Below are 23,616 nucleotides of genomic sequence, written 5' to 3'. Positions count from 1 at the left end.
CCGTGCGACGACGGATGCCCCGGACCGGGTTGACGATCATCGACGGCGCGGCGCGACAAGTCCGGACTCGTACGCCCACACGACGAGCTGGGCCCGGTCACGGCAGTGCAGCTTCGTCATCGCCCGGTTCACGTGTGTCTTGGCGGTCAACGGACTGATCACCATGCGCAGGGCGATCTCGTCGTTGGTCAGCCCTCGGGCGACCAGCTCGACGATCTCCTGTTCGCGGGCGGTCAGCACGTCACGGCCCGCCGTCGGCACGGCCGGCGGTGGGCCGGCCACGAACTCGCTGATCAGCGTACGGGTGACGGCCGGCGCGAGCAGCGCGTCGCCGCGTGCCACGACGGCGACTGCCTGCAACAGGTCGGTGGGGTCGGCGTCCTTGAGGAGGAAACCGCTGGCGCCCGCTCGGAGGGCGGCGAAGACGTAGGAGTCGAGCCCGTAGTTCGTGAGGATGAGGATCCGGATCGCGGCGAGGTCGGGGTCCGCGGCGATGCGCCGCGTCGCCTCGATGCCGTCGAGGCCCGGCATCTGCACGTCCATCAGCACGACGTCGGGGCGCAGGCGTCGCGCGAGCTGCACGGCCGACGCGCCGTCGGTGGCCTCGCCGACGACCTCCAGGTCGTCCTCGGCCTCCAGCAGCGCCCGGAACCCGGCTCGCATCAGCGCCTGGTCGTCGGCGAGCAGGACCCGGATCATGCCGGCTCGTCCAGGGGGAACGTGGCCCGCACCCCGAACCCGTGGCCGTCGCGGGCCGCGGCGTGCAGTGTGCCGCCCAGCCCGGTGACCCGTTCCCGCATACCGCGCAACCCCACCCCCGGTGTCGGGGGCCGCGCCTGCGACGCCTGCCCGTCGTCGGTGACCGCGACGGTCAGCCCGGCCGGGGCGTACTCGACGTGGACGTGCGCGGTGGCGGGGCCGGCATGGCGGGCCACGTTTGTCAGGGCCTCCTGGATGACGCGGTAGCCGGCCTGGTCGACGTCGTCGGGCAGGTGCCGGGGCCGGCCGGTGACGGTGACCTGGACCGGTACGCCGACGGCCCGGGTCCGCTCGGCGAGCTCGTCCACCCGGGCCAGCCCGACGCGGTCGTCGTCGGGCGCGCGCAGGACGTCGAGGGTGGTGCGTAGTTCCCGCATCGCGGCGCTGCTGGCCTCCTGGATCGCCAGCAGCGTGGCGGACGGCTCGTCGCCGTGCTTGCGGGCCAGGTGCACGGCGATCCCGGCCTGCACCTTGATCACCGAGATGCTGTGGGTCAGGGAGTCGTGCAGGTCGCGGGCGATGCGCAGACGCTCCTCCCCGGCGCGGCGCAAGGCCATCTCCTCGCGGGTGCGTTCGGCCTCGATGGCCCGCTGTTCGACCTGCTCCAGGTACGCCCGGCGTTGCCGGCCGACCAGCCCGGCGACGTTGGCCGCCACGAACCATCCCAGCAACAGGGCCGTCCGCTCGGCGATCAGCTGGTTGGGGCGGTCGACAGGCGCCACCGAGACGTCACGGGCCAGGAAGCCACCGAGGAAGGCGAGGCTGGCCGCGGCGGCGGCGGCCCGGCGACCCCGCCAGGCGGCGACGTAGACCACGCCGAGGACGGGAAACGCGGCGGACACTCCGGAGTGCACCCGGATGTGCAGGGCCAGCATGGCGGCGGTCACCACGGCCAGCGCGACCACCGGATACCGCCGGCACACCGCCAGAGCAGCGGCCATGGCGAGGACGAGGGCGACGTCGACGGCCCCGACGGGCGCGGCGTCCGGGGCGAGCGCGGCGTTGCCGAGCAGGAGGCCGCCGAGGGCGAGGCCACTGAGGGCGTACGGCAGGTCGCGGCGCATGGTCGCACTGTAGAACGGCAGTCGTTCGTGGAGCATCCCGCGCGCGCGGTAGATCGGGCGTACCACGGGTGCGGTACGGCGCCGGGTCAAGTGTCTGCGGCGGCACGACGTTTTCCCAGCCCGCCACGGCAAGCATCGAGCCCATGACATACCGATTCTTCACCCCCGTCCCCACGAAGGCGGCCACCGGTCGCACCGCGGAGGTCTACCAGCAGTCGCGCGACGACTTCCTCGGGCCGCTGCCCACCTTTCAGGTGCTCTCGGCCGTGCCGGAGGTGCTGGCCGCGACCTGGTCGTTGCTGCGCGAGGCCCTGCTCGCCGGGGACGCGTCCCGGGTCGAGCGCGAACTTGTCGCGGCGTCCGTGTCCCGGGCCAACCGCTGCCAGTTCTGCGTCGACGCGCACGTCATGCTGCTGCACGCCCTGGGCGAGCACGGGCTGGCCGAGGTCGTCGCCCGGGGCGGGACACCACCCGATCCGCGCCACGCCGAGCTCGCGCGCTGGGCCCAGGCCAGCCGCAGCCCCGGCGCCGCCGACTGGAGCAGCGCGTACCGCCCGGAGGTCACCGGCACCCTGCTCGCCTTCCACTTCATCAACCGGATCGTCTCGGCGCTGCTCGACGAGGATCTGCTCCCCGGCGGCCTGCAACGCTCCCCGCTGGTGCGTTCGGTCGGGGGCCGGCTGTACGCCAGGGCCGCCCGGGAGCGGAAGGAACCCGGTCGCAGTCTCCCGCTCCTCGACGCCGGTGCGACGCCGCCGCCGGCCTGGGCGGGGGACAGCCCGGTCGGTGTCGCCTACGCGTCGTTGCGAGCCGCCGCCACCCGGGGCGGGGACCTGCTGGGCGACGTGGCCCGCCAGACCGTGACGGCCACCGTGCGCTGGGAGGACGGGCGGGTCCCGGCCCGGCCCGCGGACTGGGCCGTCGACCTGGTCCGGGACGTGCCCGGAAGGGACCGCATCGGAACCCGGATCGCGTTGCTGGCGGCGTTCGCGCCCAGCGCGATCAGCGTGGGGGACGTCGCCCTCTGGCGGCTGTCGCACCCCGCCGACGCCGACCTCGTCCGGCTGGTCGCGTACGGGGCGATCACCGCCACCGACCATGTCGCCCAGGCCCTGGCCTCGGCGCACCTCCAGGAGGGTCACCATGCGTAAGGCATTCGTCGTCAGCGCCGCCCTGCTGCTCGTCGCGTTCGCCCTCCAGTTCATCCTCGCCGCCGTCGGCGCGTTCACGAAACCGTCAGGCGACGACGCATACGCCCTGCACAGTGTCAACGGCATGGCCGTCATCCCCGTCCTCAGCCTGCTCACCGCCCTGTTCGCCGCGCTGGCGAAGGCGCCGGGCCGACTCGTCGGACTGGCGGTCCTGCCGCTCGGCCTCGTCGTCGTGCAGGCGCTGCTCGCCATGCTCGCCAACGCCTCCACCGACGCCGCCGGCGTCAGCACCGCGATCGGCCTGACCCTCGGCGGGTTGCACGCGCTCAACGGCATCATCGCGGTGCACGTCGTGGTCGGCGTCCTGCGGGCGGCGCGGAGGCTGGGCGGTCCGGTGCCGCTGGGGGACACCCGCGCGGCCGTCCGGGAGGGGGAGCCGGCATGACCACCGGCTCGCTGCTCGTGGCGGACCTCGTGCTCGCGGTCCTCGCCGCCGCCGGATGGCTGGGCGGCGGCGCGGCGGCGGCCGCCCGGCGCCGCCCACTCGCACTCGGGCTGGCCGCCGTCGCGCTGCTCGCCACGTTCGGCCGCGCGGTCACGGTGGTCGCGCTCGCCCGCGCCGGCTGGTGGTTCGCCGCGGAGAAGGTCCTCGTCGCCGCGCCCCTGTCGCTCGCGGCTGTGGTCGTCGCCGGGCCGCGGCTGCTGCGGACCGCGGGCGACATCCGGTCCGTCGCGGTCCCGCTCCTCTTCGCCGGGTACGCCGTGAGCGCCGCCCTGCTCGTGACGATTCTGCACGGCTACCCGGCGTCGACGTCGGTGGGGCTGCTCGCGGTCGCCGGGGTCGGCACGGCGACGGCGGTCTCGTGGCGCTTCCTCGACGCGCGCCCGTCCCGCACGGCGTCCCGGGCGGCGGTAGTGGTGACAGTTGCGGCGCTGCTGGCCGGAACCGGGCTGGCCGTGGCTCCGGGTGCCGCACCCGCCGTACCGCATGGTCATGGCTATCCGCAGGTCCGGACCTCCGACGAACCCACCCGCCGGTTCATCCTGACGGCCGGGACCGCCACGGTGCGCGTGGGCGGCCGCGACGTCGCGGCGTGGGCGTTCAACGCGCAGGTACCCGGGCCGGAGCTGACCGCCACCGTCGGCGACGTCGTGGAGGTGACGTTGCGCAACCGGAACATCGGGCGGGGCGTCACCCTGCACTGGCACGGGTACGACGTGCCGAACAGCCAGGACGGCGTGCCCGGGGTGACGCAGGCGGCCGTGCTGCCCGGCCAGGAGTTCGTCTACCGGTTCCGTGCCGATCAGGCCGGGACGTACTGGTACCACACCCACGCGGTGTCCGACGTCGGTGTGCGGATGGGCCTCTACGGCGTCCTGGTGGTGCGCCCGGGGCCGCCGACCGGCCTCGACGTCACCGTGCCGGTGCACACCCTGTCGGGCCGTCCGCTGCCGGCGGCGAGAGTGGAGCGCGTCGAGGCCGGCGTGCCGGTACGGCTGCGCCTGATCAACACCGACAACACGACGCACCGCTACGCCCTGGCCGGGACCGCCTTCCAGGTCGCCGCGATCGACGGCTTCGATCTGCGGGGTCCGACGCCGCTCGCGGGCACCACCGTGCTGATCCCGGCCGGGGGCCGCTACGACCTGGTGTTCACCGCGCCGGCCACCCCGGTGGCCCTGTTCGTCGACGGACGGGCGGTCTACTCCACCGGGGAGGTGTCGACGGCGACCGGCGGGTGGCCGGTCCTGGACCCGCTCACCTACGGCGCGCCGGCGCCGGCGCCGTGGACCCGGTTCGACAGGGAGTTCACCCTCGTCCTCGACCGTGGCCTCGACCTGCACGGACTGCTTCCGCGCTACGCCCACACGGTGAACGGCGCGGCCGATCCGGACATCCCGCCGCAGGTCGTCCGCCGCGGCGACGTCGTCCGGTTCACGATCGTCAACCGGTCGCAGACCGTGCACCCGTGGCATCTGCACGGCCACCACGTCCTCGTGCTGTCCCGCACCCGGACGGCGGCGGTCGGCAGTCCGTTGTGGCTTGACTCGTTCGACGTCCGGCCGGGGGAGGTGTGGGAGGTGGCGTTCCGGGCCGACAACCCGGGGATGTGGGCCAACCACTGTCACAACCTGGGGCACGCCGACGCCGGGATGACGCTGCACCTGATGTACTCGTGATGTCCCGCGCCGTTCCCGGTTTCGGCCCGACCCTGGCGGGAACCCGTCGCGCCCGTGCAGCAGAGGCAGGCGACGAAGAGGTGGCTATGACCCTGGCCAACCCGGCTCCCGACTATTTCCGGCCCGAGGACGGCATGTTCCTGGCGACGCTGCTCATCGTCCGCGACATCGACCGGTCGCGGGAGTACTACGAGCGCGTGTTCGGGGCGACGTGCGTCCACGACGCGAACCCGCTGATCATGAGGTTCTTCAACAGCTACATCATCATCAACGTCGAGGGCGGCCCGACGGACGACAAGCCGACGGTCCAGGCCAAGGCCCCGGCCGACTCCAACACCCTGAGCTGCGCGATGAACGTGCGGGTCCGGGACATCCGCGCGCTCTACACCGAGTGGAAGGCCCGTGGCGCGGACTTCCTCACCGAGCCGAAGGACCACGGCACGGAGATCCGTTGTTACCTGCGCGACCCCGACGGCTATCTGGTGGAGATCGGACAGGGCCTGTAGTGCCGGCGGAGCCGCACCGTGGGCCGGATCGGGCCGGCGCGGCACCCGGCCCCGTCGCGTGGCGGCGGGGCCGGGTGCTGGCGCGCGGAGTCGGTCGGGATCAGCCGGTGGTGCAGGTGACCGTCGGCCAGTTCCAGTTGCCGTTGGCCATGACCGTTATCCCGAAGTTGTTGCCGTTGCCGTTCGGCCTGGCGGTGACGGTGCCGCTGGTGCCGCTGACGGAGGCGTTCCAGCTGTTCTGAATGCTCTGGCCGCCGCCGAGGCCGAGGCTGACGACCCAGTTGTTGGTGCCGCTGACCGCGACGTTGAGATTGAAGCGGTCACCCCACTGCTGACCGGCGGAGATTGTCGCGTTGCAGTTGCCGTTCCCGGGGTTACCGGTGGTGGGCGGCGCGGTGGTGGGCCCGGAGGTCGGGTTGCCGCCGCCGCCCTCGCGGACGGTGACGTCGGAGCTGCCGCTGCTCTGGTAGCCCTCGGTGGCCATGATCTGGTAGGCGTGGTTGGTGCCGAGGTTCAGGCCGGCGCGGGCCCAGGCGTCGAAGTGGTTGGCGGTGGTGATGGTGCCACTCGAACGCTTCTGCTGGCGGACGCTCCAGTACTGGTAGAACGTCTGGTTGCCGTCGATCGACGGGGCGTTGACCCGCTGGCTGCGGAGGATGTCGTAGGTGCCGCCGTCAGTGGTCACCGTGCCCATCCGCTGGGCGCCGCTGCTCGGGTTGTAGCTGCCGAAGTTCTCCACCACGTAGTACTCGATGAGCGGGTTGCGCGTCCATCCGTACAGGGCGAGGTAGGTGTTGTTGTTGCCCGGGTTGTAGGTGGCCGAGTAGCTGACCGTCCGCCGCGAGCCGGTGGCCCAGCCCTTGCCGCCGACCCAGTTGTTGGTGCTGCGGTCCCAGCTGCTGGAATACCGGCCGTCGGCGCGCAGCGTCATGCTGGCGTTGCCGCCGTCCTTCCAGAAGGAGAAGTAGTAGCCGTTGTGGGTGCCGGTCAGGCTCGAGGTGAGCGTCCGGTCGGCCTCGGCGTACGCGTTGGTGGCGGTCATCGTGCCCGTGACGGCGAGTACGGCCGCGCACGCGGTGCCGAGGAGCAGCCGCAGGCGGCCGCGTCTCCCCGGTCTGGTGGGGGTGTGGTCGGTGTCGGTCATGGACGTGTCCCTCCTGGTGGTGGCCGGTCGTCCCGCACGACGATCGGAGGAGTGGGTCGCGGTGAATGCCATTGACGGTAATAGAGCGCCGTCGATGGGCACCGTATTGACCCGGTTGTCGTCCTGTCAACACTTTCCGGAAACAATGCGGCAGCCTTGCGCCTGTCGCCACTCACCCCCGCGAAGGCATTACCGCCTGGTCAGTGATCGATCAACGCCCAGGCATCGCGCATCGACGGCGTGCCGGACTGATCGCAGGCCGCTTTGTCGACACCGAAATTTCCGGAGACTTTCCGGACCGATGATTCGTCCGGGTGACGCGATCCGGCAGCGGTCAGCGGTTGCGGCGGTGGTGAACGATAAGCGCCGCCGCGCAGAGCACCGCGACCAGGCCGAACGCCGAGCCGACCCACGGGTTGTCCACGGCTGTCGACAACACCGCGTTGGCCGCCGCGCTGACGAACAGCACCAGCCAGAGCAGCGGACGGAGCGCGCCGCCCGGCTTCTCCGGGGCGGCGACCGGGGTCTCGGCGATGCGGTACGGATCTGACATGACTGCCTCCCTCGGCGACGCTTCACGACACCATCGACGCTAGGCCGCCGGTACGGCGGAGACGATCCCACCAGCTCGACGATCGCCGTACAGCAGGCTGTACTTTCCATGGCGGACCCTGGCGGCCAGTCCCACGGTGACCTGTGTTGGCGCGGGAGGTGGACGATGGCGTACGTGCGGGGCCTGATCCACGCCTCGGTCGGTGCCGTCGAGCATCTCGTCGGCGGCCTGGGCACGGCGGTGCTGGCGCTTGCCGCGCTGCTCCGGGCGCTGATCGTGGCGGCGACCTGCCTGACCGGCGTGGGGCTGCTGGCGGCGCCCGGTGCGCTGCGCGCCGTGCGCTCGGTGGCGGACCGTGAACGTGCTCGACCGCGGTGCTGCGCTACCTCGACGGCGACCAGCGGTAGCGCCTGCTGTACCCGGACCGGGCAGTCCGCTGGATGGTCGCCGTTCTCCCCGCTCAATAGCGTTTCTGGTGCGCGCAGTTCCTGTTGAGGACACGGAGAGAGGCCACCAGAATGCCCGAGTATCCGGGACCGACCACCGACGCCGCAGTACGCGTCGAACACCTCACCCGGGTCTACGAGACCGGCCAGACGCGGGTCACCGCGCTGGCCGGGATCGACGCCGAATTCGGCCGGGGGACCTTCACCGCGGTGATGGGTCCGTCCGGCTCCGGCAAGAGCACCCTGCTGCAGACCGCCGCCGGTCTCGACCGGCCCACCTCCGGCCGGGTCGTTCTCGGCGGCACCGAACTGTCGCGGCTGTCCGAGACCCGCCTCACCGAGCTGCGACGCACCCGGATCGGGTTCGTCTTCCAGGCGTTCAACCTGATCGGCGCGCTCACCGTCGAGGAGAACATCGTGCTGCCGCTGCGCCTGGCCGCCGTCCGTCCGGACCGCGCCTGGCTGAACCGGGTGGTCGACCGGGTCGGCCTCGCCGACCGGCTGCACCACAGGCCTGCCGCGCTCTCCGGCGGCCAGCAGCAACGGGTGGCGATCGCTCGGGCGCTGGCCACCCGCCCCGAGGTGATCTTCTGCGACGAGCCCACCGGGGCGCTCGACACGCAGACCGCGGGGGAGGTGCTGACACTGCTGCGGGCGGTCGTCGACGAACACGGACTGACCGTGGTGATGGTGACCCACGATCCGGTCGCCGCGTCGTACGCGGACCGGGTCCTCGTGTTGGCCGACGGCCGGATCGTGGCAGACCTGCCGCAGATCGGTCCGGCAGGCATCGCCGAGCACCTGGCGTCGCTGGACCGGCGGGTCGTCCGATGATGGGGCTCGCCGCTCGGCTGCTGCGGCACCGCACCGGCCCGGCCGCCGCCACGCTGCTCGCCCTGATCGCCGGGGTGCTGATCCTGGTCGCCATGGGCACGCTCGTCGAGTCCGGGCTGCGCTTCCGCCCGGAGCCCCGGCTCTGGGTGACGGCGGATCTGGTCGTCGCCCACCGCACGGTCAGCCACACGATCAAGGAGTTCGACGGCGGCACCACGACCAGCGCCGTCGCGCTGCCCGAGGGCGGCACTGTGGACGCGGCAGTGGTGGAGGAGATCCGGCGGCTGCCCGGGGTCGCCGCCGTGAGCGGCGACGACCGGGTGCTGATCGGCTCGCCGGCCGCCGTGGGGCACGGCTGGGGCACGTACACCTTCGCCGGTCGTCCGATCACCGCCGGGGTCCCGCCGCGAGCCGACGACGAGGTGGTGGTCGACGTCCGACTCGGCACGGCCCCGGGTGACAGCATCGACCTGGTCGTCGGCGGAACCAGCCGGTCGTACCGCGTGAGCGGGACCGCCGCGACCGGCACGGCCGCCGTGTTCTTCACCGACGCCCAGGCCGCGCGACTGTCCGCGCACCCCGGCCGGGTGGACGCGATCGGAGTACGGGTGGCCCCCGGCGCCGACCGCGGGGCGGTCCGCGACGCGGTCGGCCGGCTCGCCTCGGCGGCCGACGTCACGACGTACGCCGGAGCGGATCGCGGCGAGGCCGAGCAGTCCGCCAACCTGGCGGCCCGCTCGCTGCTGATCGAGGTCGGGTCGGCGTTCGGCGGGTACGTCATCCTGTTGATCGTCTTCGTGGTGGCCGGCACGATCGGACTGTCCGTCCGGCACCGTCGCCGCGATCTGGCGCTGCTGCGCGCCATCGCGGCCACCCCGGGCCAGATCCGCCGCCTGCTGGTCGGCGAGGCCGCGCTGCTCGGCCTGGTCGCCGCCGTGGTCGGCGCGCCGGCCGGCCTGCTGGCCGCCCGCTGGGTGCACGGTGAGCTGGTCGGGCGCGGGTTCGTCCCGGCGGACTTCCCGATGACCGGTGGCCTGTTCGCGGTGCCGGCCGCGGTGGGTACGGCCCTGCTCGTGGCGGTGCTCGCCGCGCTGCTCGCCGGGCGCCGGGTGGCCGGGATCAAGCCGGTCGAGGCGCTCGGTGAGATCGCCGTGGAGCCTCGGCGCAGCGGGCGGGTGCGGCTCGTCGCCGGGGTGCTGACGCTCGTGGCGGCCGGGACCTCGGGGGTGTTCACGCTCGGCGGCACCGGTTCGACAGCGGCGCTGGCCGGCGCGGTCGGCATGCTCTACCTGTTCGTCATCGCGGTGGCGCTGCTCGCGCCGAGGATCAACGCGCAGGCGGCGCGACTGCTCACCCGGGTGCTGCCCCGGATCTGGGGGGTCAGCGGCTACCTGGCCGCGGCCAACCTGCGGGCCAACGCGCAGGGCATGGCGACCGTGTTGACCGCGCTCGTCCTGTCGGTCGGGTTCGGCGGCTCGGTTTGGTTCCTGCAGAACAACCTGGAGCGGCAGACCATCGGGCAGAGCAGCACGGGAACGCTCGCCGAGCGTGTGCTTACCGCGCCGGGCGGGCTGCCAGCCAACGCGGCGGGGGAGGTCCGCGAACTGGCCGGGGTGCGGGCGGCCACCGGTGTGCGGCGTACGCAGGTGGTGGTGCGGTCGTTCGACGGCATCGAACCGGTCGCCGCGCAGGCCGTCGACCCGCTGGGGATCACCGCCACGATGGACCTCGACGTGCGCGAGGGTAACCTCGCCGACCTGGGTGCGGGCACTGTCGCGCTGTCCGCGACGCAGGCGTCCGCGTCTGGCTGGCACGTCGACGACCAGGCCGAACTCTGGCTGGGTGACGGAACGCCGAGCACGCTGAGGGTCATCGCGGTCTACGGTCGCGGCCTCGGCTTCGCCGACGTCACACTGGCCGCGGAGACGGTCGCCGGGCACACCGCAGGCGCCACCGACGACGAGATCCTCGTCCGCGCCGGACCGGACGCCGACGCCGCGCTGGCGGCCTGGTCGGCAGCGCATCCGGGCAGCGCCGTGCTCGACGCGGCCACCCGTACCCGGCTGATCGGCATCGACCTGGCGATCGGCGCCTGGCTGAACCGGCTGCTGATCGGCGTACTGGTGGGGTACGCGGCGCTGGCAGCCGCGACCACGATGGTGCTGGCGGCGCTGGCCCGTCGTCGTGAACTGGCGCTGCTGCGACTGGTCGGGCTCACCCGCCGGCAGATCCGGAGGATGGTCCACGTCGAACAGGCTGGGCTGCTGGGCACCTCGGTGCTGATCGGCGCGACGATCGCGGCGCTCACCCTGGGCGCGGTCGTCAACGCGCTGACCGGCAGCCCGATCCCGTACGTCCCGCCGCTCGGCTGGGTGGTGGTGCTCGGCGGCGCGACGCTGCTCGCGCTGGCGACCACTGTGTGGCCCGTCCGGCGGCTGCTCCGAATCCCGCCGATCGACAACATCGGGATGAAGGAGTAGGGCCTGCGTTCCGTTGGTGCGGCCCATCCCGGTTCAGGCATGGGCCGCACCAGGCGCGGCTGACGTCACAGTTTCCGCTGTTCGTGCCCGGCCGTGTGGCCCGTGTCATAGCCTGGGTGGTCGGTGGCCTCCGGCCGTGGACGACGCCAACCGTAAACTTGATATATTCCAAAAGAGCGGACTACTGTCGTCCCGTGACGTCCGACCTCGAGGCGCAACTGCGAGCGGTCTCGCTGCGCGTGACCCGGCCCCGGTTGGCCGTGCTCGCGGCCCTGCGCGACCACCCCCACGTCGGCACCGACGCGGTGATCGCGTTGGTGCGGGCGGAGCATCCCACGGTGTCCCACCAGGCGGTGTACGACGTGCTGCGGGTGCTCACCGACGCCGGTCTGGTCCGCCGCATCCAGCCGGCCGGCGCCACCGCCCGCTACGAGTCCCGCGTCGCGGACAACCACCACCATGTCGTGTGCCGCTCCTGCGGCGCCATCGCCGACGTCGAGTGCGCCGTCGGCCACGCCCCCTGTCTCACCGCCTCGAACGACCACGGGTTCGTGGTCGACGAGGCGGAGGTCGTCTACTGGGGCACCTGCCCCGGTTGCGCGGCCGCCAGCACCTCCCAGTGATCCGCCAGTTCGGAAGGAAGTACATGAGCGACACCCAGGACAACGGTCCCACCAGCGCGCAGGGCGTGGACCAGAAGGCCGCGGCCGGCTGCCCGGTCGCGCACGACTCGGTGACCGCGCACGGCAGCGAGAGCGAGAACCCGGCGATCGACTCGCCGACCCCGAAGACCGGCGGTCGTCCGCGCACCAACCGGGACTGGTGGCCGAACCAGCTCGACCTCTCGGTGTTGCACGCCCACTCGTCGAAGGGCAACCCGCTGGGTGCGGACTTCAGCTACGCCCGGGAGTTCGCCAAGCTCGACGTCGAGGCTCTCAAGCGGGACATCACCGAGGTCCTCACCACCTCGCAGGACTGGTGGCCGGCCGACTTCGGCCACTACGGCGGTCTGATGATCCGGATGAGCTGGCACGCCGCCGGCACGTACCGCATCGAGGACGGCCGGGGCGGCGCCGGCGACGGCGGTCAGCGGTTCGCCCCGCTCAACAGCTGGCCGGACAACGCCAACCTGGACAAGGCCCGCCGGCTGCTGTGGCCGGTCAAGCAGAAGTACGGCCAGCAGATCTCCTGGGCCGACCTGCTCGTGCTCGCCGGCAACGTGGCCCTGGAGTCGATGGGCTTCAAGACCTTCGGCTTCGGCTTCGGTCGCGAGGACGTCTGGGAGCCCGAGGAGATCTTCTGGGGCCCGGAGGACACCTGGCTGGGCGACGAGCGGTACGCCTCCGAGAAGGAGATGGCGGCCGGCGTCGGCTCGACCGAGATGGGGCTCATCTACGTCAACCCGGAGGGCCCGCGCGGTAACGCGGACCCGGCGGCGGCGGCGCACTTCATCCGGGAGACCTTCGGCCGGATGGCGATGAACGACGAGGAGACCGTCGCCCTCATCGCCGGTGGTCACACCTTCGGCAAGACCCACGGCGCCGCCGTGGCCGACAGCCACGTCGGCCCGGAGCCCGAGGGTGCCCCGGTGGAGGCGCAGGGCCTCGGCTGGCTGAGCACCCACGGCAGCGGCAAGGGCGCCGACACGATCACCAGTGGTCTCGAGGTGACCTGGACCGACGTGCCGACGCAGTGGAGCAACCGCTTCTTCGAGATCCTCTTCGGCTACGAGTGGGAGCTGACCACCAGCCCGGGTGGCGCGAAGCAGTGGGTCGCCAAGGACGCCGACGCGATCATCCCGGACCCGTTCGACCCGGCGAAGAAGCACCGGCCGACGATGCTCACGACCGACCTGTCGCTGCGCGTCGACCCGGCGTACGAGAAGATCTCCCGCCGCTTCCTGGAGAACCCCGACCAGTTCGCGTTGGCCTTCGCCAAGGCGTGGTACAAGCTGCTGCACCGCGACATGGGCCCGATCGAGCGCTTCCTCGGGCCGTGGGTGGCCGAGCCGCAGCTCTGGCAGGACCCGGTGCCGGCCGTCGACCACGAGCTGGTGGGTGACGCCGACATCGCCGCGCTCAAGGCGACGATCCTGAACTCCGGCGTCCCGACCGACCAGCTGGTCTCCACCGCCTGGGCGTCCGCCGCGAGCTTCCGGCACACCGACAAGCGCGGTGGCGCCAACGGCGCCCGGATCCGCCTGGAGCCGCAGCGCAACTGGGAGGTCAACCAGCCCGAGCAGCTCGCGTCGGTGCTGAGCACCCTGGAGGGCATCCAGCAGGAGTTCAACGCCGCCGGTGGGGCGAAGATCTCGCTCGCCGACCTGATCGTGCTGGCCGGCTCGGCCGCTGTCGAGAAGGCGGCGCGCGACGCGGGTGTCGAGGTGACCGTGCCGTTCCGGCCGGGCCGCACCGACGCCACCCAGGAGCAGACCGACGTCGAGTCGTTCCGGGTCCTCGAGCCGCGCGCGGACGGTTTCCGCAACTACCTGCGCGCCGGCGAGAAGACCCAGCCGGAGGTGCTGCTCGTCGACCGTGCGTACATGCTGAACCTGACCGCGCCCGAGATGACCGTGCTCGTCGGCGGTCTGCGGTCGCTCGGCGCCAACACCGGCGGCAGCCGGCACGGCGTCCTCACCGACCGGCCGGGTGTGCTCACCAACGACTTCTTCGCCAACCTGCTCTCCCCGGGCACCCGGTGGAGCGCGTCGAAGTCCGACGAGCACGTGTACGAGATCCGGGACCTGGCCACCGACGAGGTGAAGTGGACCGCCACGGCGGTCGACCTCATCTTCGGCTCCAACTCCCAGCTGCGCGCCCTCGCCGAGGTCTACGCCAGCCAGGACGCGCGCGACAAGTTCGTGCACGACTTCGTCGCGGCCTGGACGAAGGTCATGGAGCTCGACCGGTTCGACATCGCCTGATCCTGCGCACACCGACGAGCCCCGGCCGATCCGTCAGCGATCGACCGGGGCTCGTCCGCGTTCTGCCGCCGCCGGCCACGCCGAAGCCCTTCAGTCCAGCCCGGACAGGTACTCCTTGCGTCGCTGCGGCTCGAACTTCTCGATCGCGTACCGCAGCATGACGCGCGGCATGACCCGGTGATGCCGGGCCAGGAATTCCTCCTCGGCCGCGCGGTCGCGGTTGCCCACCTCGCGCAGCATCCAGCCGACCGCCTTGCGGACCAGGTCATGCGGGTCGTGCAGGAGCCGTTCGGCGAGGCGGAACGTCCAGTCGAAGTCACCGACCCTGATGAAGGCGAAGGTTGCCATGACGGCGATGCGCCGGTCCCACACCAGGTCCGACGCGGCCAGGCGATCCAGGACGCTGCGGTCCCTGTCGATCAGCCACGGCCCGAGGATGTACGGGGCGGACGAGTCGACCAGGTCCCAGTTGTCGACGTGGTCGGTGTTGTCCAGCAGGAGGCGGACGACGCGGCCCCGTTCCTCCTCGTCGCCGCGCGCGAACCTGCGCACCAGAATGAACAGCGACGTCAACCTCTCCTCGTGGACGCCGCCGGTCAACAGCTCCGCCGCACCGGCCAGGGAGAGATCGCGCCAGTAGCGGGCGGCCACCCGGCGCTGGTCCGGCACGCTGACGCCGATCGCCCGGTCGCCCTCGCCGTAACCACCCGGGACCAGCTGGAGGAACCGGCTCGATCCGGCTGCCCGGACCGGGTCGGCGAGACGCCCGAGGGCGTGTCGGACGTCGGCGGGCGTGGCCATGTCTGTGCAACCTACCCGGCGCGTCCGACCGTTCCGCCGTGTTCGGTGGCGTTCCGTCGGCGGCGTGCGGTGCGAGAGGCCGGAGAGTGTCCGACGAGTTTGGGATGCTGTGGCCGTCTGTCTGCCGACAGCACCTGACGTGAAGGAGCACACCGCGATGGCGAAGGTCATCTCCACGCTGTTCATCTCGGCCGACGGCGTGGCCGAGATCGATCCCGACTGGCACTTCCCGTACTTCGACGACAACATGGGCCGCGCCGTCACCGAGGACTACGACACGTCCGACGTGCTGCTCATCGGCCGGGTGACCTACGACAGCTTCGCCGGCGCGTGGCCCGACCGGGAGACGGCGGGTGGCGAGGACGCCGGGTTCGCCAAGCAGCTCGGGGACGTGCGCAAGGTGGTCGTCTCCCGCCAGCCGCTTGAGTTCTCCTGGCGCAACTCGGAGGTCGTCGACGGCGATCTCCCGGCGGCCGTCGCCGCGCTCAAGGCCGACACCGGGATCAAGGGCATCCTCATCCCCGGGTCGATCTCCGTGGTGCAGCAGCTCCTCGCCGCCGGGCTTGTCGACGAGCTGCGTCTGCTGGTGCACCCGGTGGCGGCGCGCAAGGGCCGCAGGCTGTTCGACGACGGCGACACCCCGTACCACCTGCGGGTGACGGCGACCGAGGTGTTCCCGACGGGCGTGCTCCGCGTCATCTACGCGCCTACCGACGCGCCCGGCGCGGCCGGCTACGACGACGTCAAGGAGCAGGTGCCCGCGGGTAACTAGGCGACTATCGCCGCCCGGCGACGGCGTGCGTTCCAGGGACGCACGCCTCGCCGGCCGCCCGGCCGGAGCCGGCCTCGTCGTCGCCGCGCGACGAGGCCGGCTCGATCTCGTCCGGCCCTCGGGCGGGTTGCTGTCCGGGGCCGGTCGCGGTCAGGCGATCGTGCAGGCCGCCCCGTTGAGGGTGAACGAACTCGGCCGGGCGGTGTCGCCGGTGTGCGTGGCCTGGAAGCCGATGGTGACCGATCCGTTCGGTCCAATGCCGGCGTTGTAGGCGACGTTCCTTGCCGTCACCTGCCCGGACGTGGGGGAGTAGGAGGCGTTCCAGCCCGAGGTGATGCTCTGCCCACCCGGCAGGGTGAAGACGAGCGACCAGCCGTTGACGGCGCCGGTACCGGTGTTGGTGATGGTGAGGTTCTCGGTCAGGCCGGTGTTCCAGGCGTTGGCGGCGGCGCTCACCCGGCACGCGCCGGACCCCGGCGGCGGCGTGGGCGTCACGGTCGGGCTGGGTGTCACGGTCGGGCTGGGTGTCGTGGTCGGCGTGGGTGTCGTGGTCGGGCTGGGTGTCGTGGTCGGGCTGGAGGTCGCGGGCGGCGCGGTCAGGCCGAAGAAGGCGACGGCGGCGGCGGCCATGCCGCCGGCGGGCAGGCTGTGCCCGGCGCCCTGGATGCTGTACGCCTCGACCTGGACGGTCCCGTTGGCGTCGGCGTACCGCCGCCGGTTCCAGTTGGTCTGCGGCGTGTCGGTGGAGGTGGGTGTCTGGCTGAGCCCGAACACGTTTGTCCACTGCTCGATCGTCTCCTGCAGCAGCGAGTACGGCACGAGGGTGTCGCTGGTGCCGTGCCACAACTGCACGCGCGGGCGGGGGCCGGAGTAGCCGGGATAGGCCTGACGGACCGCGTCACCCCACTGCTGCGGGGTCCGGTTCATGTTCCCGCCGGTGCACTGGCTGCTCGTGGGTGGGTAGTCCGCCGCGTTGGCGAAGCAGTTGTAGGGGACTCCCATGAACGCCGCGCCGGCCTTGAACACGTCGGGGTAGAGGGCCAGCATGTGGTTGGTCATCATGCCGCCGGACGAGCTGCCGGTGGCGTACACCCGGTCGGGGTCGGCGCCGTACTGCTGCTGCGCGTAGCGGACCATCGAGATGATCGACACGGGGTCGCTGCCGCCGCCGCGGCGCTTGGCGGCATCCGACCAGGTGTCGAAGCAGTTGCCGAATCCGGCCTGCTGGGTCGCGCTCGGGTAGATCACGATGAATCCGTACCGGTCGGCCTGGGCGGCGAACTCGCTGCCGGAGTAGAAGCCGGGGCCCGACCCTCCGCAGCCGTGCATGGCCACCACCACCGCGGGCCGGGTCGGGCGGGTGTCGGGCACGTAGACGTGCATGCGCATCCGGCCCGGGTTGTCGCCGAAGGCGGTCACCTCGGTGAGCGACGCGGCGTACGCGGGCTGGAGCGTGGGTGCCACCAGGGCGGCCGCCGCCAGCGACGTGGCCAGGCCGAGCAGCAGCAGTTTCCTTCGGATCTTCACGGGGACGACTCCTTCGATCACCTGTGCGGGTTCGTGTGGTCGCGCGGCGGTCACGGGTGCGCCCGACTCCCGTGGTGATCGCGCCTCGCCCACTACGTGTGCTCGCCCTTGTCCGGCTCCGTACGGCGTCGTTCAGCAGATAGTGTTACTCGCGGTCGCCGAAGTGTCAATCGACGTACCTCAATTGCCTGGGTGGTGGTGGCCGCCGCGACGGGTCCGGCGGCCCGGCTGTCCGTCTACAGTCGGTGGACCGTCCCTGAGCCGAGCCGGGAGCGCCCGTGGCAAGCCCCTTCACCATCGAGGAGATCTATCCCGACGACGGGGACGACGCGCCCCGGCTGCCCCGGCGACAGGCCGGCAGCTCGCCGCAGGATCTCGCGGTGACCCTGCTGGCCGACTACACCCTGCGGCACCGCGCGCGGATCCCGTCCGCCGCCCTCGTCGCGCTGCTCGCCGAGTCCGGGGTGAGCACGGCCGGCGCGCGTGCCGCGATCAGCCGCCTGGCCCGTCGCGGTGTGCTGGAGGGCAGCCGGGAGGGGCGGCGCAGCTCCTACCGGATCAGCCGCGCCGCCGCCGCGAACCTGTCCGGCGGAGGCCGCTGGATCCTGGCCGCCACCACCGACGTCGCGGCGTGGGACGGATGCTGGACGATCGTCGCCTTCTCCCTGCCGCAGGATCGCAGCACCCAGCGGCGGGCCCTGCGTGGCCAGCTCCGCTGGCTCGGGTACGCGCCGTTGTACGACGGGCTGTGGATCTCGCCGTACGAACTGAGCGCGCAGGGCAGGGCACAGCTCGCCCGGTTCACCCTCGGCGCCGTCACGGTGTTTCGCGGGCCGCAGGCCGCGCTCGACGTGATCGGCCAGCGCGCTCCCATCGACGCCTGGGACATCGAGGCGATCGGTCGGCACTACGAGGAGTTCCTGCGGCGGTGGACGCCCCTGGTGCCGAGCCTGCGATCCGGGGGCGTCGACGGCGCGGCGGCGGTACGGGCGCGTACCGAGGTGATGGACACCTTCCGGCGGTTCCCCACCCTCGACCCCCGGTTGCCGCTGGACCTGCTGCCGGCCGGGTGGCTCCGACAGCCGGCCCGGGAGCTGTTCGAGGCCGTCTACGACGGCCTCGCCGAACCCGCAGCGCGACACGTCCGGTCGGTCGTCGCGCGGTTCGCCGACGGCGCGCAGCCCGACATCCAGGCGCACACCACAGCCGATCTCCTGGCCGGCGTACGCGATGCGGAACCGGCTCCGGAGCGGGACGGCGCGTCGGCGACGGTCGAGAGCTGCGCGACCTGAACGGGGGCCGGCGGGGGTCTGCCCACCGGCGGCGAGGTGTGTACCTTGTGGAGAACGTGCAGCGCTGGGAGGTCGAATGACGTTACATGGTGCCAACTTCTCGGCGGCCGACCGGATCGACACCTCCGTCGCGCACCCGGCCCGCAGGTACAACTACCTCCTGGGTGGCAAGGACAACTTCGCCGCCGATCGGGAGTCCGGTGACGCGCTCGCGGCCGCGATGCCCACCATCCGGCTCTCCGCGGTGGAGAACCGGATGTTCCTGCAACGCGCGGTGCGCTTCCTGGCGCAGCACGGCGTCCGGCAGTTCCTGGACATCGGGACCGGCATCCCGACCGCCGACAACACCCACGAGGTCGCCCAGGCCATCGACCCGTCGGCACGGGTGGTCTACGTCGACAACGACCCGATCGTCCTGGCCCACGCCCGCGCGCTGTTGTCCAGCACCCCGCAGGGGCGGACGGCCTACCTCGACGCCGACCTGCGGGAGCCCGAAAAGATCCTCGCCCACCCCGATCTGCGTACGACACTGGACCTGACCCAGCCCGTCGCGCTGATGCTGGTGGCAATCCTGCACTTCATCCGCGACGACGAGGACCCCAGGGGAATCCTCGATCGGCTCATCGCGGCGCTGCCGTCCGGCAGCTACGTGGTCGCCTCGCACGTGACCTGGGAATACCTGCCGCCCGCCGTCACCGCCCAGCTTGAGGCCAACAACCGCGACGGCCGGTTCCAGGCCCGGAGCACCGAGCAGTTCGCGGCGCTCCTCGACGGGTTGGAGCTCGTCGAGCCCGGCATCGTGTCGGTGGCACGGTGGCATGCCGACGACGCGCCGCAGCCGCGGCCGTCCGTGCAGGACGTGTCGTTCAACGCCGCCGTCGCCCGGGTCCGGTGACGACGACCGCCACCGAAGCCGGTGCGACTGTCGCTCAGCGGGTCTTCTTCGTCGGCCGTTTGCGCGGCGGCGTCAGCAGGTCGGCGATCGCCGCGATCGCCGACGGCACGATGCGGTAATACGCCCAGACGCCGCGCTTCTCGCGCTCGATCAGACCGGCCTCGGTGAGAATCCGCAGGTGATGACTCACGGTCGGCTGAGAGAGGTTGAGCGGCGCGGTGAGGTCGGTGACCGAGGCCTCGCCCTCCGGGGCGGCCTGGATCAGGCTGAGCAGTCGCAGTCGGGCCGGATCGGCGAACGCCTTCAGCACCCCCGCGAGCCGCTCGGCATCCGCGCGTTTGATCGGCTCACCGGCGAGCGGTGAGATGGCAGGCATGGCAGTCTCGGCAGTTCCCACGACAGCCATCGTTCCACCTACCTGGGGAATAGAGCAGCGGAACCGGACAAATCCCCGAGCCGATGATGTGCTCTCCGCAACACCAGCGGCTCGGGGCGGCTCACGTGCGGCCGAACTGTTCCCGGGAGAGCGGTCTCAGGGCAGGTTGATCGTGTACTCGGCGGTGTGGACCTTCCCGTCGACCTGGAAGTCGAAGAACGCCCGGTACCGACCGGAGCTGGGGACGGTCAGCCAGAACGCGACCGCGCCGTCGACGAGCTCCTGCTCCGGGTGGACGTGCACGTACCCGAGGTCACCCTCCCGCACGACGACCAGGTGCCCGTACGCGCCGAGGTACCGCTGCGGCTGGGCCGGCCCGGCGGCGTCGGTGCGCGTGAGCTGGAATCGCACCGGCGCCGTCACGCCGGCCGTGGGCGTCCCGGTCATCGTCACCGTGAACGGCCCGGCCGTCGCCTGCGCCTGGGCCGGTGGCAGCGCGGCCGGGGCGTACGCGCCCGGCACGTGGTGGTCGACGCCCAGCACGAGGGGCACCTGCCGACCGTCGGGAGCGGCGACGGAGAAGTCGGCGAAGACGCGGTAACCGCCGGGGCGGGCCAGGGACAGGGGGACGCTCCAGGTGCCGTCGGGCGCCATCGTCGGGTGCAGGTGCTGGTAGCCGGCCAGGTCGCGACCCACCACGATCAGGTGCAACGGCTTCTCGTGCACGACGGCGAAACGCGTCGCCGGCTGCCGGTCGGTCCCGACGATCCGGAACCGGTAGTCCGCGCGTACGCCGGGCGGCTGGGTCCGCTCCAGGGGCTGCAACGTGTAGCCGCCCGCGCTGACAGTCGTCCCGGCCGCCAGCGTTTCACCCGCGCCGACGTCCCCCGGATGCGAGTGCGGCCCGGTCCCGGGCGCGTGGTCGTGCCCGTTCCCGGCCGACAGTGCCTCCCCGGAGCCGGCCGGTACCCCGCCCGGGGCCGCGGGCCGGCGGGCGTCACCGGTCGGCGTCGCGTCGCCGGTGCCGATGCGGGCGAGCCCGAAGCCGGCCAGCAGAGCCACCACCAACCCGCCGACGAGCAGGGCCAGGTGGGTGTTGGTCAGCCGGGGCCCGCGTACCACTGTGGTGTCCTGCGTGTCGGGCCGCGACAGCTCGGCGGGCGCCGCGTTCTCCGGTGTGGCCAGGGCCTGCGCGGCCGGCGTCGACCGTGGCGCGGCCTCGACCGCGACGGAACTCCGGGCGTCGGCGAGCGCGCCGCTGCCGCGCGCCGCGGGTACGGTGGCGCCTCGCTGCCGGCCGCCGGAACCGGTGCCACCGGCCGCGCGGCTGCTGGTGGCCGCCGCGCTCCTGCCGGAGGTCGCCGCGTTCCTGCCGGTGGTCGCCGCGTTCCTGCCGGCGGGCTTGCGTGCCGAGGGTGCGACGCGACCACCCCGGCCGGTCGGAGGCTTCGACGCGCGGGCCCGACCCGGCGGTCCACCGGCGGGGGACGTGCGACGACGCCAGACGACGAACCCCGCCACCGCCGCCAGGACGGCGACCGCCCCGCCGATCCAGACCACCGCCCCCGGGCCGCTCTCCTCATCCGCGCGCGTGGCGGGGGCCGCCTGCGAAGTGCTCGGCGCTCCGGCGGGCGCCGCCGAGGCCACCGGCTCCTGCCCCGAGGACGCGTGCTGGTCGATGGCGGCGAGAAGCGCGGGGTCGGGCTGCTGGGTCGGCGGTTGCCAACCCTGCGGCGCCTTCGTCGCCCGGCCCGTGTAGCGGAACGTCATCGTGCCGCGCACCGCGTCCCCGTCGGAGGCCACCGACAGGTAGCTCACCGAGTACTGGCCGGCCGCCGGCAGGTGCGCGACCGACACCACCGCCGGAAACCCCGTCGTGTACTCGCGTGGCTGGAACTGGCCGTCGACCAGGAAGTACTCCCGCACCGGCTTGGTCAGCGCCTTCGGCTCCCCGTACGTCCAGCCGTTGTCGACCCGGACGCCGTTCGGCGCGGTGACAGTGAAGTACGCGTTGGCGCCGACCTTCTCGGTGAAGTACAGCGCCACCGACGTCAGCGGGCCCCGCACGGTGGCGCCGCTCTCGGGGGTGGACATCGCGAGCGTCCCGTGAGCTGCGGCGGGCTGAGCGGACGCGAGGAGGCTGACCGCCGTGGCGAGGGCGAGCGCGAGCAGGCCCGCGACCGGCCGGCCGAAACTCTGAGGGAGGCGACGCATCTGAATATCCTCACCGGGGTGAGGCTTTCTTCACAAGGAGCTGATCTTTTTTCACGGACGGCGAAAGGTGGTGCCGCGCCGACCGTCCGACGCGGCGAGAGGCCACGATCGTCGCCGCGCGACCTCGGCCCCGGACCACGCCCACGCGTGGCCCGGGGCCGTCACTCAGCAGGTCGCGGGTGGAATGCTCTGCTCGTACTGGAAGACGTTGTGCGGGTCGTACTTCGCCTTGATCTTGCGCAGTCGGTAGAAGTTCGACCCCCAGTAGGCAGACTCCCACTCCGCCATCCCGATGTTCGGCACGTTGACGTAGGCGCCGTCGACGTACGGACGCAGGGCCTGGCTGAACTCGGCGATCCAGGTCTGGGCGACCGGGGTGAGGGCGTCGCCGCTGTCCGGCTCCCCGCGCGTGCCCCAGCCGACGCCGGGCTCGGAGTAGAAGAGCGCGTCGCGGTGCGGGAACGCGGAGCCGCCGCGGGGTTCGTGCGCCTGCTTCCCCCGGCCGAACGCCTGGAGGAAGAAGTTGCTGTCGTCCGTGGGCGCGTCCTCCATGAAGGCGCGGACCACGCCTATCGCCTTCTTCGGGAACGGCTGGTTGGAGAACTGCGAGAAGAATTTCCAGTTCGCCGGCTCGTCCTCGGTCGGGATCTGGAAGCCGTTGTAGATCTCGCCCCAACCTCCGGTCTGGACGGTGACCTCGGGGTTGCCGATCGAGAGGATCGGCTCCAGCAGCTCCCTCGCCTCCGCCTCCGGACCGTCGGCGAGCACCGCGAACAGCAGGATCGCGGACTTGTGGATCTCGACCTGGGTCCCCAGGCGGTAGTCGGTGAACGGAGCGATGCGCTGCCAGGTGTCGAAGATCTCCTCCAGGTCGCCGAGGTTGTCCCAGGTCGCCTGGACGTAGGCGACGCTGCGCAGCGGCGTCGCCCGGTAGGTGAGCGAGGTGACGATCCCGAAGTTGCCGTTGCCCGCGCCGCGCAGGGCCCAGAGCAGGTCCTCGTGGTTGTGCAGGTCCACCTCGATGGCCTTCGCGCCGTTGCTGCCCCACGCGACGACGATCTCCGCCCCGATCAGGCTGTCGCAGGCCATGCCGAGGTAGCGGGTGAGGAACCCGAGACCACCGCCGAGGGTCGCGCCGGACAGGCCCACGCTTCCCTCCGTTCCGGTCGTCACCGCGAGGTCGTGCTCGCCGAGCGCGGTGACCGCCTCCAGTTGGTTGAGCCCGGCGCCCACCCGTGCGGTACGGCTCGCGTAGTCGATGTGTGTCGACTTCAGCTCGCTCACGTCGATCACGATGCCGTTGTCGACGTTCGACCAGCCCTCGAGGCTGTGCCGGCCGCTGCGCACCCGCAGCGCGACGTCGTTCTGCCGCGCCCAGGTCAGGGCGTTGACCACGTCCTGGGTGTTCTGCGCGAAGACGATGACCAGCGGGTAGCGGACGAACAGCTCGTCCCAGCCGAGGCTCGCGTTCGCGTACCCGGGATCCTGGGGGCGGACGATGCGCCCGGTCAGCTCCGCCGGCGGGGACTCCGCGGTGGAGGAGGGACCCGGGCCGCCGTCGGCCGCGAGCCCGGGGGTGCCGGCGGCCACGATGCCGGGGAAAACCGCGGCCCCCGCGCCGACGGCCGCCGTCGCCTTGAGTACTTCGCGACGAGATAGGTCGCGCATGGTCCGATCCTCTCGATGTGGGTTACGCCA

The 23,616-nt window shown here is 72.2% G+C and carries 21 protein-coding genes; 12 read left to right on the top strand and 9 right to left on the bottom strand.

The genetic code is table 11. The features are described 5' to 3' along the window. Positions 1-36 precede the first annotated feature (36 nt). Positions 37-699, bottom strand: a complete 663-nt coding sequence (locus MILUP08_RS22130) for a response regulator (RefSeq protein ID WP_007461751.1) — start codon at positions 697-699, stop codon at positions 37-39. Next, entirely contained in the window at positions 696-1,823 is a 1,128-nt protein-coding gene (locus MILUP08_RS22125; protein WP_039908547.1) for a sensor histidine kinase, read from the bottom strand. Before MILUP08_RS22125 ends, MILUP08_RS22130 begins: the two co-directional genes overlap by 4 nt. 143 nt (positions 1,824-1,966) lie before the next feature. Here MILUP08_RS22125 and MILUP08_RS22120 point away from each other — a divergent pair, with 143 nt between their 5' ends. The 4 genes from MILUP08_RS22120 to MILUP08_RS22105 all read left to right on the top strand — a co-directional run bounded on the left by MILUP08_RS22120 (position 1,967) and on the right by MILUP08_RS22105 (position 5,661). Continuing rightward, positions 1,967-2,974 carry a carboxymuconolactone decarboxylase family protein gene (locus MILUP08_RS22120; protein ID WP_007461747.1) on the top strand — a complete coding sequence of 336 codons (1,008 nt, stop codon included), beginning with the start codon at positions 1,967-1,969 and terminating at the stop codon, positions 2,972-2,974. Then, positions 2,967-3,419, top strand: coding sequence for a DUF6220 domain-containing protein (locus MILUP08_RS37180; RefSeq protein ID WP_007461745.1), 453 nt, complete (start codon positions 2,967-2,969; stop codon positions 3,417-3,419). Before MILUP08_RS22120 ends, MILUP08_RS37180 begins: the two co-directional genes overlap by 8 nt. Continuing rightward, positions 3,416-5,155: a multicopper oxidase family protein gene (locus tag MILUP08_RS22110; RefSeq protein ID WP_007461743.1), complete on the top strand. Its 1,740-nt coding sequence runs from the start codon at positions 3,416-3,418 to the stop codon at positions 5,153-5,155. Before MILUP08_RS37180 ends, MILUP08_RS22110 begins: the two co-directional genes overlap by 4 nt. Before the next feature lie 86 nt (positions 5,156-5,241). Further along, the gene (locus MILUP08_RS22105) at positions 5,242-5,661 is read left to right on the top strand and encodes a VOC family protein (protein ID WP_007461741.1); all 420 of its coding nucleotides are present in this window, start codon (positions 5,242-5,244) and stop codon (positions 5,659-5,661) included. A gap of 100 nt (positions 5,662-5,761) precedes the next feature. Here MILUP08_RS22105 and MILUP08_RS22100 read toward each other — a convergent pair whose 3' ends face one another. Both MILUP08_RS22100 and MILUP08_RS22095 read right to left on the bottom strand, forming a co-directional pair. Then, positions 5,762-6,805 (bottom strand): glycoside hydrolase family 11 protein, encoded by a 1,044-nt coding sequence (locus MILUP08_RS22100; protein WP_007461738.1) that lies wholly within the window; start codon positions 6,803-6,805, stop codon positions 5,762-5,764. A 334-nt stretch (positions 6,806-7,139) separates the two neighbouring features. Beyond that, a complete protein-coding gene (locus MILUP08_RS22095; RefSeq protein WP_007461735.1) occupies positions 7,140-7,358 on the bottom strand; it encodes a hypothetical protein in 219 nt (72 codons plus the stop codon). Positions 7,359-7,523: 165 nt separating this feature from the next. Here MILUP08_RS22095 and MILUP08_RS36855 point away from each other — a divergent pair, with 165 nt between their 5' ends. From MILUP08_RS36855 to katG, 5 genes are all read left to right on the top strand, one after another. Beyond that, the gene (locus tag MILUP08_RS36855; RefSeq protein ID WP_007461734.1) at positions 7,524-7,853 is read left to right on the top strand and encodes a sensor domain-containing protein; all 330 of its coding nucleotides are present in this window, start codon (positions 7,524-7,526) and stop codon (positions 7,851-7,853) included. Positions 7,854-7,876: 23 nt separating this feature from the next. After that, complete coding sequence (locus tag MILUP08_RS22085) at positions 7,877-8,638, top strand: ABC transporter ATP-binding protein (RefSeq protein WP_007461732.1); 762 nt, start codon at positions 7,877-7,879, stop codon at positions 8,636-8,638. Next, positions 8,635-11,118 (top strand): ABC transporter permease, encoded by a 2,484-nt coding sequence (locus tag MILUP08_RS22080; RefSeq protein ID WP_007461730.1) that lies wholly within the window; start codon positions 8,635-8,637, stop codon positions 11,116-11,118. Before MILUP08_RS22085 ends, MILUP08_RS22080 begins: the two co-directional genes overlap by 4 nt. A 194-nt stretch (positions 11,119-11,312) precedes the next feature. Further along, positions 11,313-11,741 (top strand): Fur family transcriptional regulator, encoded by a 429-nt coding sequence (locus MILUP08_RS22075; RefSeq protein ID WP_007461728.1) that lies wholly within the window; start codon positions 11,313-11,315, stop codon positions 11,739-11,741. Between the two features lie 23 nt (positions 11,742-11,764). Continuing rightward, a complete protein-coding gene (gene katG / locus MILUP08_RS22070) occupies positions 11,765-14,041 on the top strand; it encodes a catalase/peroxidase HPI (RefSeq protein ID WP_007461725.1) in 2,277 nt (758 codons plus the stop codon). Between the two features lie 90 nt (positions 14,042-14,131). Here the strand turns inward: katG and MILUP08_RS22065 are convergent, their stop codons facing one another. Beyond that, positions 14,132-14,842: a DNA alkylation repair protein gene (locus MILUP08_RS22065; protein WP_007461723.1), complete on the bottom strand. Its 711-nt coding sequence runs from the start codon at positions 14,840-14,842 to the stop codon at positions 14,132-14,134. Positions 14,843-14,999: 157 nt separating this feature from the next. On the opposite strand from MILUP08_RS22065, the gene MILUP08_RS22060 reads away from it, so the two are divergent. Then, positions 15,000-15,614, top strand: a complete 615-nt coding sequence (locus tag MILUP08_RS22060) for a dihydrofolate reductase family protein (protein WP_039908542.1) — start codon at positions 15,000-15,002, stop codon at positions 15,612-15,614. Positions 15,615-15,764: 150 nt separating this feature from the next. Here MILUP08_RS22060 and MILUP08_RS22055 read toward each other — a convergent pair whose 3' ends face one another. Further along, complete coding sequence (locus tag MILUP08_RS22055; RefSeq protein ID WP_007461719.1) at positions 15,765-17,141, bottom strand: extracellular catalytic domain type 1 short-chain-length polyhydroxyalkanoate depolymerase; 1,377 nt, start codon at positions 17,139-17,141, stop codon at positions 15,765-15,767. A 278-nt stretch (positions 17,142-17,419) separates the two neighbouring features. Here MILUP08_RS22055 and MILUP08_RS22050 point away from each other — a divergent pair, with 278 nt between their 5' ends. After that, complete coding sequence (locus tag MILUP08_RS22050) at positions 17,420-18,433, top strand: PaaX family transcriptional regulator (RefSeq protein WP_007461713.1); 1,014 nt, start codon at positions 17,420-17,422, stop codon at positions 18,431-18,433. A gap of 76 nt (positions 18,434-18,509) precedes the next feature. Beyond that, entirely contained in the window at positions 18,510-19,328 is an 819-nt protein-coding gene (locus MILUP08_RS22045; RefSeq protein ID WP_007461711.1) for an SAM-dependent methyltransferase, read from the top strand. A 34-nt stretch (positions 19,329-19,362) separates the two neighbouring features. On the opposite strand, the gene MILUP08_RS22040 is transcribed toward MILUP08_RS22045, so the two are convergent. The 3 genes from MILUP08_RS22040 to MILUP08_RS22030 all read right to left on the bottom strand — a co-directional run bounded on the left by MILUP08_RS22040 (position 19,363) and on the right by MILUP08_RS22030 (position 23,586). Further along, the gene (locus MILUP08_RS22040; protein WP_007461709.1) at positions 19,363-19,734 is read right to left on the bottom strand and encodes an ArsR/SmtB family transcription factor; all 372 of its coding nucleotides are present in this window, start codon (positions 19,732-19,734) and stop codon (positions 19,363-19,365) included. A gap of 126 nt (positions 19,735-19,860) precedes the next feature. After that, on the bottom strand, positions 19,861-21,918 hold the full coding sequence (locus MILUP08_RS22035) for a copper resistance CopC family protein (RefSeq protein ID WP_007461707.1): 2,058 nt from the start codon (positions 21,916-21,918) through the stop codon (positions 19,861-19,863). Positions 21,919-22,083: 165 nt separating this feature from the next. Then, positions 22,084-23,586, bottom strand: coding sequence for an FAD-binding oxidoreductase (locus MILUP08_RS22030; protein ID WP_007461706.1), 1,503 nt, complete (start codon positions 23,584-23,586; stop codon positions 22,084-22,086). Positions 23,587-23,616 lie beyond the last annotated feature (30 nt).

It is taken from the genome of Micromonospora lupini str. Lupac 08 (assembly GCF_000297395.2).
Classification (GTDB): Bacteria; Actinomycetota; Actinomycetes; order Mycobacteriales; family Micromonosporaceae; genus Micromonospora; species Micromonospora lupini.
Note: the sequence above shows the minus strand (reverse complement) of the source record. Positions and strands in the feature narration are given on the sequence as shown.

Bases quoted from the DNA above. Each gene is read 5' to 3' on its own strand.
- MILUP08_RS22045 (WP_007461711.1), top strand. From the start codon at position 18,510: ATGACGTTACATGGTGCCAACTTCTCGGCGGCCGACCGGATCGACACC.
- MILUP08_RS22095 (WP_007461735.1), bottom strand. From the start codon at position 7,358: ATGTCAGATCCGTACCGCATCGCCGAGACCCCGGTCGCCGCCCCGGAG.
- MILUP08_RS22040 (WP_007461709.1), bottom strand. From the start codon at position 19,734: ATGGCTGTCGTGGGAACTGCCGAGACTGCCATGCCTGCCATCTCACCG.
- MILUP08_RS22080 (WP_007461730.1), top strand. From the start codon at position 8,635: ATGATGGGGCTCGCCGCTCGGCTGCTGCGGCACCGCACCGGCCCGGCC.
- MILUP08_RS22065 (WP_007461723.1), bottom strand. From the start codon at position 14,842: ATGGCCACGCCCGCCGACGTCCGACACGCCCTCGGGCGTCTCGCCGAC.
- MILUP08_RS22125 (WP_039908547.1), bottom strand. From the start codon at position 1,823: ATGCGCCGCGACCTGCCGTACGCCCTCAGTGGCCTCGCCCTCGGCGGC.
- MILUP08_RS22085 (WP_007461732.1), top strand. From the start codon at position 7,877: ATGCCCGAGTATCCGGGACCGACCACCGACGCCGCAGTACGCGTCGAA.
- katG (WP_007461725.1), top strand. From the start codon at position 11,765: ATGAGCGACACCCAGGACAACGGTCCCACCAGCGCGCAGGGCGTGGAC.
- MILUP08_RS22030 (WP_007461706.1), bottom strand. From the start codon at position 23,586: ATGCGCGACCTATCTCGTCGCGAAGTACTCAAGGCGACGGCGGCCGTC.
- MILUP08_RS22130 (WP_007461751.1), bottom strand. From the start codon at position 699: ATGATCCGGGTCCTGCTCGCCGACGACCAGGCGCTGATGCGAGCCGGG.
- MILUP08_RS36855 (WP_007461734.1), top strand. From the start codon at position 7,524: ATGGCGTACGTGCGGGGCCTGATCCACGCCTCGGTCGGTGCCGTCGAG.
- MILUP08_RS22060 (WP_039908542.1), top strand. From the start codon at position 15,000: ATGGCGAAGGTCATCTCCACGCTGTTCATCTCGGCCGACGGCGTGGCC.
- MILUP08_RS22110 (WP_007461743.1), top strand. From the start codon at position 3,416: ATGACCACCGGCTCGCTGCTCGTGGCGGACCTCGTGCTCGCGGTCCTC.
- MILUP08_RS22105 (WP_007461741.1), top strand. From the start codon at position 5,242: ATGACCCTGGCCAACCCGGCTCCCGACTATTTCCGGCCCGAGGACGGC.
- MILUP08_RS22120 (WP_007461747.1), top strand. From the start codon at position 1,967: ATGACATACCGATTCTTCACCCCCGTCCCCACGAAGGCGGCCACCGGT.
- MILUP08_RS37180 (WP_007461745.1), top strand. From the start codon at position 2,967: ATGCGTAAGGCATTCGTCGTCAGCGCCGCCCTGCTGCTCGTCGCGTTC.
- MILUP08_RS22035 (WP_007461707.1), bottom strand. From the start codon at position 21,918: ATGCGTCGCCTCCCTCAGAGTTTCGGCCGGCCGGTCGCGGGCCTGCTC.
- MILUP08_RS22100 (WP_007461738.1), bottom strand. From the start codon at position 6,805: ATGACCGACACCGACCACACCCCCACCAGACCGGGGAGACGCGGCCGC.